This window comes from Acinetobacter sp. YH1901141 (assembly GCF_013416935.1).
Classification (GTDB): Bacteria; Pseudomonadota; Gammaproteobacteria; order Pseudomonadales; family Moraxellaceae; genus Acinetobacter; species Acinetobacter towneri.
Genome location: NZ_VPEY01000041.1, coordinates 1 through 9,992 on the forward strand (window position 1 = coordinate 1; position 9,992 = coordinate 9,992).

The window sequence follows — 9,992 nt, forward strand, 5'->3', positions numbered from 1 at the left end:
ATCATGCAGAGCAAATCAAACGTATTTGGAAAGAAAGTTTAGGTCGATATGGTGTGCGTAAGGTCTGGCAACAATTGAAACGTGAAGGTTATGTTATCGCACGTTGTACAGTTGCTCGATTGATGCAGAAGCTAGGTATACAAGGTGTTTGGCGTGGTAAGAATAAACAAACCACCCGTAGCCGAGATGATCAAAAACGAGCAGATGACTTAGTAAAACGCAATTTTAATGCAGATCATCCTGACCCTTGCGAAGCAATGCTTCTCAGGTCGCTGACTTCACGTATATTCAAACTCATTCAGGCTGGGTCTATACCGCCTTTATTATTGATGTGTTCTCGCGAGCAATTGTTGGATGGAAAGTATCAACACGTATGAATACAGATATGGTGCTCGATGCACTGGAGCAAGCATTGCATGATCGAGGCATGCCAAAGAACGTGATTCATCATAGTGACAGAGGCGTGCAATATCTTTCCATTCGTTATACCAATCGTTTAGAAGCAGCAAATTTACGAGCATCAGTCGGTACGACCGGTGATTCATACGATAATGCTTTGGCTGAAACGGTGAATGGCTTATACAAAACAGAGGTGATTGAATATTTAAAAGCGGATTGGCAAGGTTTAGCAGATGTACAACTTGCGACACTAAACTGGGTAGATTGGTTCAATAAAGAGCGTGTACACAGTGCACTGGGTTATGTATCACCTTTTGAGTTTGAAGCAATGTACTATGATAAGATTAACCCGTTAGGTCAGGTGGCCTAACTTAAATAAAAAAGTCTCCGACAAACCCGGTACGGTTCAGTTCACAAACTACATTACAGGTCAGTCTATTTTGACAGATGGTGGAATGGTTTACCGTTAACATCAATATAAGGAATACAAAATGAAAGCAGCTCGTTTTTATGACCGAGGGGATATTCGAATTGAAGATATCCCTGAACCGAAAGTACTTCCAGGCACAGTTGGAATTCAAGTTGCGTGGTGTGGTATTTGCGGTACGGATTTACATGAATTCATGGAAGGTCCTATTTTTATTCCACCTTGTGGTCACCCACACCCAATTTCGGGAGAATCTGCACCTGTAACAATGGGACATGAATTTTCAGGCGTGGTTTATGCAGTTGGAGAGGGTGTAGATGATATCCAAATTGGGCAACATGTCGTAGTTGAACCCTACATTATTGCTGACGATGTGCCGACTGGCCCCAATGATAAGTATCATTTATCAAAAAATATGAACTTTATTGGTTTAGGCGGACGCGGTGGTGGTCTTTCTGAAAAAATTGCAGTTCAGCGGCGTTGGGTACATCCTATTTCAAATGATATTCCTTTAGACCAAGCAGCATTGATAGAACCTTTATCTGTCGGTCATCATGCCTATGTCAGAAGTGGCGCAAAAGCTGGCGATATCGCACTGGTTGGTGGAGCAGGCCCAATAGGCTTACTTTTATCTGCTATTTTAAAGGCTAAAGGTCTCACGGTTATCATTACTGAACTGAGTGCAAAACGTAAAGAAAAAGCGATAGAAGCGGGTGTTGCCGATTATGTACTAGACCCATCTAAGGTTGATGTAGTTGCTGAGGTAATGAAAATTACAGAAGACCGCGGTGTAGATGTCGCTTTTGAATGTAGTAGTGTCAATAAAGTCATGGATACACTCGTTGCAGCAATGAAACCAACTGGTGTAGTCGTTATCGTTTCTATTTGGAGCCATCCTGCCACAATTAATGTGCATAGTGTGGTCATGAAAGAGCTCGATATTCGTGGAACGATTGCTTATGTCAATGACCATCAGGAAACCATCCGTTTAGTCGAGCAAGGTAAGATTAATCTAGAACCTTTTATTACCCAACGTATTGCATTAGATGATCTTGTTTCTAAAGGCTTTGAAACGCTGATTCATAATAATGAGTCTGCTGTAAAAATTATTGTTCATCCATAGTAAAGCCTAATTTGAATAAGCTAGAAATAAACTCTATGTAGCTATTTCTAATATCTTTATCGATAGAGAATGAGTCTGTACGTACAGATTCATTCTCAAATTTACAGTGTTGAGTGCCAGTATGATTTTGATCATAGAGCCTAGTAAAGATATAAGGCTTTGTTGCATAAATATGTAAGCATCTGATTTAAATAGATTTAATTTTAGATCAAAAAATAATCAAAACTTTTAAAATCATATAGTTATGAAATCTTTGTGCAACAAAGCCGTTGCAGGTGGAAAACAACACAGCGCTGGTGAGTTATTTTACGAACCGACCATTATTGCCGATGTAACTGCAGAGATGGATGTTGCAACTCAAGAAACTTTTGGACCATTAGCTGCAATTTTTAAGTTCGAAACTGAGCAACAAGCAATTGAGATGGCCAATGCCACAGAATTTGGTTTAGCTGCTTACTGCTACACACAAGATTTAGGTCGTGCGTGGCGCATGAGTGAACAACTCGAGTACGGTATGGTTGGAATTAATAAAGGCTTGATTTCAAATGAGGTTGCACCGTTTGGTGGAATTAAACAGTCAGGTTTAGGGCGCGAAGGCTCAAAATATGGCATTGAAGATTATCTCGAAATCAAATACACCTTATTTGGAGGATTAGGCTAATGAGTAATGAAAAATTTGAAAAAGGTTTAGCGATTCGTAAACAGGTGCTTGGCGAAGCTTATGTCAATAATTCGATCAACAATGCTGATGATTTTAACTTACCTTTACAGGAACTGGTCACGGAGTATTGTTGGGGGGCGGTCTGGGGACGTGAAGAACTGAGCAAACCTGAACGTAGTCTAATTAATCTGGCTATGATATCAGCCTTAAACCGTCCGCATGAATTGAAGCTACATGTTAAAGGAGCTTTACGTAATGGCGTGCCTAAAGACAAAATTCGAGAAGTACTCTTGCAAGTAGCAATTTACTGTGGCGTGCCAGCTGCTGTAGATAGTTTCCGTATTGCAAAAGAAGCAATTTTAGAATATGAACAGGAAAATATTTAAAAATTTTACCAATCAAAGGTTAAAATTATAACCGCATTATTAAATGCGGTTATTCTATTTGCGATTGAAACCTATGAATACTTTCAGCATAAGAAATATTGACAATTAAAGTGAGTAAATCATTACCATATATCAAAATTAATGAAAATTTTGCCACTTGATATCAATTTAACATAATCACTATTATACGAAGTACAACTGTAACTCCAAAATAGAAATGTCCGGTTTCTCCAAAGTAAAGAATACTCGCTTTTGCGATTATCGAAGCGTACGGTTTGATATGTTGGTGTTTATGTCGGATAAAGAACTTAAACGATTGTCGGTCTTGCAAGAAATCTGTGATCAACGCATCACCCAATCTCAGGCTGCTCAGCTACTTCACATTTCAGAACGCCAGATCAGACGCTTACTGAAAAAATATAAAGCTCAAGGTCCATCTGCATCAGCTCCTACTGCACATGGTCAAACCTGTAATTCCAAGCTCCTTTTAGACTCAAGTGGCTGAATCTAGTGCATGAAAAGCTGACCAGCATTCATGGATTCAATATTTTAACGAAAACACCGCATTCTTGGATGATTGCAGCTGACTTATTAACGGCTCATATCATGATTAATTTGAAGGACATGCTGATAAATGTAGTCTGCTAATGTTTATTGACGATGTTGCCTCAAACTATAGCAGCCGGTGAGATCAACTCACATGACTTGTTATTCCCATGTAGAAATATACTGGCTAACAAGCAAATAGAAAGATAATTAATATTATTTTATTAAAATAGGTATATAATAAGAATATTTAATATATTTTACTATTTTAATAAAGTTATGAGTAAATATTGTACCATTCAAATTTATCAGGATGACCAGTGGCTTGACTGTGCAATTGTTGAGTTGATGGGTGAAAATGAGCATGGTTGGCAAACACCAACTCGTACTTCATATTTATTTGAATATGCAATTTCTTATATGGACTTACATGATGGCCATGCACTCGCCTATCATTTTCCTGTGAATGTACAAAATAAAATTAATGAAACTTGGCCTGCTTTCTTAATGGATTTACTTCCACAGGGCTATGGTCGTAAAGAATTATTAAGACAACTAAATTACAGTGAAAATGCACAAGAACAAGCAGATTGGGCACTTTTAAAAGCTGGAGCTGGCAACCCGATTGGACATTTACGTATTAAAGAAGCTCATGAGTGGCTGCAAAGGAGCTTTCCGACTGATCAAAATATAGGCTTTAGCCTAAGTGAGATTATAGAACGAAAAGAGCACTTCATTGAATCGCTCGCCTCTTATGGCTTATTCATTGCCGGCTCTTCAGGTGTTCAAGGTGAATGGCCAAAGCTACTCCTCTCCCAAGGACATGATGACCTATTTTATTTAGATCACACACTTGCAGATCATCAGGTAAAAAAACATTGGTTAGTGAAGTTCAGTCGTGGTAGTGACGAAAGCCTGAATAAAATTTTAACTAATGAAGCACACTATATGAAAATTGCTCATTATTTGGGTTTACGCGTACATGAGGAATTACAATTACATGGTAAAACCCTGTTTATTCCAAGATTTGATCGCTACGTACAGGATGGAAAAGTCCAGCGTATTGCACAGGAAAGTCTTGCATCTCTAAGTGGAAAAGCTGGTTTTGGTATTAGGATGACTCATAATCAAATCTGTGAATTACTCACACAGTGTTGTAGTCATCCGAAAGAGGAGATCTTCGAATATCTTAAACGTGATTTGGCCAATGTTGCCTTAGGCAATAAAGATAATCATAGCCGCAATACAGCGATACAACGCTTGAATAATGGCATTATACAACTGACTCCACTCTACGATTTTGCACCGATGTGGTTACATCCTGATGGTATCGCACGAACGACTCGTTGGGAAAAAGATGATCATGGTGGTATGCCAATTTGGCGTTCAGTGATTGAACAAGTCACAGCGAAAACTGGTATTTCACATCATGAAATTCAGGCAGAGTTAGTCAAGCAATTACCCCTCTATCGAGGATTGATGGCCGAAATGAACAAATTGCAGATCTCTCAGGAGATTTTGCAAAATAGTCAGTACCGGATTGAAAATATATGCCAGCAGATTCAGGAGTTAGCACGTGGATAAGCGCTATAAACCTATGACGGCAATTGAGCAGTTAAGAAAGCGCCAAGAAATATTGGAGACGATTAATCAAAATCCTGACTGGCCATTTTACAAGGTTGCTCGTTATATCCGAACTGAGCTTCATTTGACTTTAAATGAAATGGCTAAAATCACAAAAATAGCACCCCAAACTTTGCAAAAAATGGAACAGCCCAATAGTAATCCGACTTTGGAATCTATGATGAAACTCCTAAGCACCTTTGGTTTAAAGATTGTTATTAGATATTGAGTTAAAAGTTATTAATTCAAAGGTAAGCATCCGGCTAACACAGCCTTACCAAGCGATCCTATAAGCCTTAATTTAGTTCCCACCTAAAAACAAGTGGGGACTTAATCCATGAACATGGATATATATTCAGCAACACCTCCTGTTGCTAAAAAACGGTAAGCGTCCGCTGAACACACCTTCTGAATTCATCCTATAAGCCTTAATTTAGTCCCCACTTAGAAACAAGTGGGGACTTAAATTTATGACTACAAATAATCAGACATCCATCGCATCTCTTGCGAAAAAACGAAGAACATACAGTGCTGAATTTAAACAGCAGATCGTTCAGGCTTGTAAAGCGTAAGCGTCCGCTGAACCCCATGCCTATTTTTTAATTTGAGTTGGATTTCCAGCGATGTGGCAGTAATTCTTCTATTTGGGTCGCTTTATGCGTCGGCAGCCTTTTCAGCACATCACTTAAATAGGCATACGGATCCAAGCCATTCAGCTTTGCTGACTGGATTAAAGTCATGATGTTTGCCGCTCGCTGACCACTGCGCAGCGAACCTGCAAACAGCCAGTTCTTGCGCCCTAAGGCCCAAGGTCGCATAAACCCTATTTACTCCAACGTGTAAACGCAGCTCATCCTGAATGGATTCCTGCTGTTGTACTCTACCAGGAAATTTTAGGGTTGGGATATCCAGGAAAGATCAGGATCTTGAGGGAATATCTTGCAACATTAAAACCAGTTGCCAAACCGGAACCGATCATTCGTTTTGAAACCCAACCTGGCCAACAAATGCAGGTGGATTTCACTACGATTCGACGCAACAACACGACTTTAAAAGCCTTTGTCGCAACATTAGGGTATTCCAGAGCGACTTTCGTGAAATTTTATGATCATGAACGTACGGATGCATGGATCGATGGTCTAGAAAATGCATTTCAGTTCTTTGCAGGAGTACCTCAGGAAATCCTGTTTGATAACGCTAAAACGATCATGATTGAACGGGATGCCTATCAGGAGGGGCAGCATAAATGGAACCCCAAACTGCTCGACTGCGCCAAGAAATACAGCTTTCGTCCTCGCGTATGTAAGCCCTACCGTGTACAGACCAAAGGCAAAGTTGAACGCTTTAATGGATACCTCAAATCAAGCTTTATTGTGCCATTGAAAGCAAGCCTGAAGACTTCAGGTTTATTGTTAGATGTTGATGTCGCCAATGCCCACATTGGCCGGTGGCTGCATGAAACCGCCAATCAGCGGATTCATGCCACCACGCAAGAAAAACCGGCTGTTCGACTGCAACAGGAGCAGCAAAAATTTACGCCATTACCGCAATCAGATACAGGTTCTAGCACTGTACCTGTTGCAGCAGCAGAGCATGTCATGCCCTACGAGAGTTTGCAGCATCCCTTATCTGTATATGACCAGTTGCTGGGAGTTTCCTGATGAATCTGCAATACGACCGTATAGAGCAGCTTTGCCAAAAGCTCAATCTGCCTGCCATCGCATCACAATGGTCACATCATGCACAACAAACATTAGGTCAGGATGGAAGTTATGCCGACTTTGTTGAAGCGATCTTGACGCATGAATATGCTGCCAGGCAACAGCGCAGCCAGCAGGTACTGATGAAACTCTCAGGCCTGCCTCAAGTCAAAACCCTGGAAGACTATGATTTTAATTATGCCCTAGGGGCCCCTAAATCACAGGTGATTGAACTGTTCAATCTGAGCTTTATTGCTAGAGCAGAAAATGTGGTGTTTCTCGGGGCTAGCGGAGTAGGAAAAACGCACTTATCTATGGCATTAGGCTATAAGGCCATCATGAACAACATTAAGATCAAGTTCATTACCGCCGCCGATCTCATGCTGCAACTGAGTACAGCCTATCAGCAAGGTAAACTGAAAACCTATATGCAACGTGCGGTACTGGGACCCAAGTTACTGATTATCGATGAAATTGGTTATTTACCATTTGGACGTGAAGAAGCGAATCTGTTCTTTAACGTGATTGCCAAGCGTTATGAAAAAGGCAGTACGATATTGACGAGTAACTTACCCTTTAGCCAATGGTCTAAGTCATTTGCGGATGATGTCACGTTGACCGCTGCGATGTTAGATCGGCTATTACATCACTGTCATGTGGTACAAATATCGGGTGAGAGTTATCGTTTGAAGGATAAAAAAAGAATTGGGATTCAGCCTCAGGTTGAAACTTAATACGAGATCAAAGGGGTCAATTTTACTTCGCCATTTGTAAGGTAAAAGGGGTCAATTTTAGAATGCCGTTGACAAGCTAACTCAACCATTGATTCAGAATGGCCATTTTCTGAGGCTTTCTGAAACCACTTAAAAGCTTTTTGGAAATGTTCTAAAGAATCGTTTTTGTCATCATCTTCCATTAATCTAGCATAGGTAACATATCCATCAGCTAACCAAAACATTGCTGCTACATTTCCATTTTCTGCTGATTTAAGAGCCCAAACTTCAGCTTGATTTTCATCTGAATCAACACCATGACCATATAGATAAATCTCGGCTAATTCTAACTGAGCAGAAGTATCTCCATTTTCTGCTTTCGCTAATAAATCATTAGAAAAAACAGGTTCTGCAAATGTTTCCATTGAAAGGCAAACTCCTAAAGCCATAAAAATATTTGTTAATTTATTCAATTTTTAACCTTTAAACTAAACTGTTAGGCTTGTATATTTTTATATCATACCTAAAAGAAAACTCTAAAATTAGAGTATGTCTTATCTCTATTTAACATAATGGTGGTTATACGCAATACATTTGTATATTAATATAAATATCAGATACTTAATAAAACAAGAAAAATCCAAAAATGCCCAAAAAACCGATTTTGAAACAAGTCGGCTTTTTTATGAGCGATTTTGATAGTTTTTGCCAATAATTTTGACTAAAAATTACGCTTCTCAACTTGAGTGATATAATTTTGTGATACATTATTGTATATACAAATTTGAATGTTTTTTATGAAACAGTATTTCGAATGGGATGAGGCAAAGAATCGAAAGAATCAGAAAAAGCACGATGTCTCTTTCGAAACGGCAAGCCTTGTTTTTGATGATCCACTGAGGATCTCAATTCAGGACAGACATACCGATGGTGAAGAACGTTGGCAGACCATTGGGAAAGTAAAAGGCGTACTAATGCTCTTAGTAGCTCACACCATCTTTGATGAAGATGACTGTGAAATCATACGAATCATTAGTGCAAGACAGGTAACTAAAGCAGAGCGAGATAAATATGAGCATGGTTAGATACTCACGCAAAGAGCTGAATGAAAAATTCAGCGACAAGCAAGATGCTGAAATTGAACACTTGCTTGCTAAGGGAACAGTTCCTGACGATAAGCTAGATCTATCAGATATTCCTGAAGTTGCCGACTGGAGTAATGCTGTACGCCAAAATCAATTTTACCGCCCAGTGAAGCAACAGACTTCCATTCGTTTAGATGCTGATGTACTTGCTTGGTTCAAAGCACAAGGGAAAGGTTATCAAACACGTATGAATGAAATCTTACGGGATGCTATGCTAAAAGAATTAAAAAATCATCAATAAAAATGGGAGCTTAGGCTCCCATTTTTGACTGCGTATAAGGTGTATTATGTTAATTTTAGAAATATTTAATTATTAATAGTGACTATGAAAAGGATTGAATTATTTAAAGTTGCCTTAGAGCATTGTGAAAATTTATCTCAAAAATTTCCAGATTTAGAGGTTACATCATCGATTAGGAAGCAACTTAAATATCTTATTTCTTGTGAAAATACGGGTGACATAGATAAATCAAAATTAGAGTCAATTATTATTGGTGTTCAAACAGCTAGAGAAATAGAGCCTTTAGATCAAGAAACTTCTGAATTTTTTTATCAAGTAGCTAATGAAGTCAGAATAATGTTACTTGAATAGATATTTAACATAATGGCTGTTATGCGAAATTCCATAGATATTTTAATTCTCTTGAAAATAAATATTTATAAATCAAACATCTCTAAAAGGAGCTGTTTCCAATACTTTTTTTATCTCATTTTCTTTTTTTACTTTCCATTGATCACTGATTAAACCAAAAAGTTCAATTTGTTTTGAAAAAGCGAGTCGACGGGAATCTTGTCCTCTAGTTCTATTCTTAAGTTCAAACTCAAACGAATAGCTAGATATAAAATTATCCATTATCCAATAAAGCAACTCTTCAAAATCCTTAGTTGTTTTTTCAAAAAAAACTTCTCCTCTTTCTTCAGAAATATACCAATATTTATTTTCATGGATTAATACATATGGAGCTCCATCATTCTGAACTGCGGGCCAAACTCTTTTTTTTTCCAGCCCAATTTTTTCACAAATTTGATCAACCTTACGTTGAATTTCTAAAAATGTAAGCATTATTCTTTGATTCTCAAAATGTTCTTAATATCTATTTAACATAAAATCTCTTATACGAAGTCAAAATGTAACTCCAAAATAGAAATGTCCGGTTTCTCCAAAGTAAAAATGTCCGCTTTTAGAATATGCACTTTTGCAATTTTCTTAGCGGACGGTTTGATATGTTGGTGTCTATGTCGGATAAAGAACTTAAACGATTGTCGGTC

General features: G+C 38.4%; 9 protein-coding genes and 6 pseudogenes. 12 read left to right on the forward strand and 3 right to left on the reverse strand.

The window, feature by feature from the left end; translation table 11 throughout:
- The 7 genes and pseudogenes from FTV52_RS13565 to FTV52_RS13595 form a co-directional block, all read left to right on the forward strand.
- Positions 1 to 769, forward strand: a pseudogene (locus FTV52_RS13565) (IS3 family transposase); the annotation flags it as partial.
- Positions 770 to 890: 121 nt separating this feature from the next.
- Positions 891 to 1,949 (forward strand): 2,3-butanediol dehydrogenase, encoded by a 1,059-nt coding sequence (locus tag FTV52_RS13570; protein WP_004281883.1) that lies wholly within the window; start codon positions 891 to 893, stop codon positions 1,947 to 1,949.
- 262 nt (positions 1,950 to 2,211) lie between these two features.
- Positions 2,212 to 2,610: pseudogene (locus FTV52_RS13575) on the forward strand (aldehyde dehydrogenase family protein); the annotation flags it as partial.
- Complete coding sequence (locus tag FTV52_RS13580) at positions 2,610 to 2,996, forward strand: carboxymuconolactone decarboxylase family protein (protein ID WP_177155611.1); 387 nt, start codon at positions 2,610 to 2,612, stop codon at positions 2,994 to 2,996. The pseudogene FTV52_RS13575 and the gene FTV52_RS13580, both read left to right, overlap by 1 nt.
- 292 nt (positions 2,997 to 3,288) lie before the next feature.
- Positions 3,289 to 3,607: pseudogene (locus FTV52_RS13585) on the forward strand (helix-turn-helix domain-containing protein); the annotation flags it as partial.
- A gap of 214 nt (positions 3,608 to 3,821) precedes the next feature.
- Positions 3,822 to 5,126, forward strand: a complete 1,305-nt coding sequence (locus tag FTV52_RS13590) for a type II toxin-antitoxin system HipA family toxin (RefSeq protein ID WP_179990995.1) — start codon at positions 3,822 to 3,824, stop codon at positions 5,124 to 5,126.
- A complete protein-coding gene (locus FTV52_RS13595) occupies positions 5,119 to 5,394 on the forward strand; it encodes a helix-turn-helix domain-containing protein (RefSeq protein WP_016658816.1) in 276 nt (91 codons plus the stop codon). The genes FTV52_RS13590 and FTV52_RS13595 overlap by 8 nt, the downstream gene beginning before the upstream one ends.
- A gap of 370 nt (positions 5,395 to 5,764) precedes the next feature.
- On the opposite strand, the pseudogene FTV52_RS13600 reads toward FTV52_RS13595, so the two are convergent.
- Positions 5,765 to 5,983: pseudogene (locus FTV52_RS13600) on the reverse strand (IS66 family transposase); the annotation flags it as partial.
- On the opposite strand from FTV52_RS13600, the pseudogene istA reads away from it, so the two are divergent.
- Positions 5,981 to 6,826 (forward strand): annotated as a pseudogene (gene istA, locus FTV52_RS13605) (IS21-like element ISAba8 family transposase); the annotation flags it as partial. The pseudogenes FTV52_RS13600 and istA sit on opposite strands and share 3 nt — an antisense overlap.
- The gene (gene istB / locus FTV52_RS13610) at positions 6,826 to 7,599 is read left to right on the forward strand and encodes an IS21-like element ISAba8 family helper ATPase IstB (protein ID WP_001053379.1); all 774 of its coding nucleotides are present in this window, start codon (positions 6,826 to 6,828) and stop codon (positions 7,597 to 7,599) included. The pseudogene istA and the gene istB, both read left to right, overlap by 1 nt.
- A 74-nt stretch (positions 7,600 to 7,673) precedes the next feature.
- On the opposite strand, the pseudogene FTV52_RS13615 reads toward istB, so the two are convergent.
- A pseudogene (locus FTV52_RS13615) lies at positions 7,674 to 8,003 on the reverse strand (tetratricopeptide repeat protein); the annotation flags it as partial.
- Between the two features lie 372 nt (positions 8,004 to 8,375).
- Here FTV52_RS13615 and FTV52_RS13620 point away from each other — a divergent pair.
- From FTV52_RS13620 to FTV52_RS13630, 3 genes are all read left to right on the forward strand, one after another.
- Positions 8,376 to 8,663 carry a BrnT family toxin gene (locus FTV52_RS13620; RefSeq protein WP_005244624.1) on the forward strand — a complete coding sequence of 96 codons (288 nt, stop codon included), beginning with the start codon at positions 8,376 to 8,378 and terminating at the stop codon, positions 8,661 to 8,663.
- Complete coding sequence (locus FTV52_RS13625; protein WP_179990996.1) at positions 8,650 to 8,964, forward strand: BrnA antitoxin family protein; 315 nt, start codon at positions 8,650 to 8,652, stop codon at positions 8,962 to 8,964. Before FTV52_RS13620 ends, FTV52_RS13625 begins: the two co-directional genes overlap by 14 nt.
- Before the next feature lie 84 nt (positions 8,965 to 9,048).
- The gene (locus FTV52_RS13630) at positions 9,049 to 9,315 is read left to right on the forward strand and encodes an immunity protein Tsi6 family protein (RefSeq protein WP_163168972.1); all 267 of its coding nucleotides are present in this window, start codon (positions 9,049 to 9,051) and stop codon (positions 9,313 to 9,315) included.
- 72 nt (positions 9,316 to 9,387) lie between these two features.
- Here the strand turns inward: FTV52_RS13630 and FTV52_RS13635 are convergent, their stop codons facing one another.
- A complete protein-coding gene (locus tag FTV52_RS13635; RefSeq protein ID WP_120402731.1) occupies positions 9,388 to 9,786 on the reverse strand; it encodes an Imm63 family immunity protein in 399 nt (132 codons plus the stop codon).
- Positions 9,787 to 9,992: the final 206 nt, after the last annotated feature.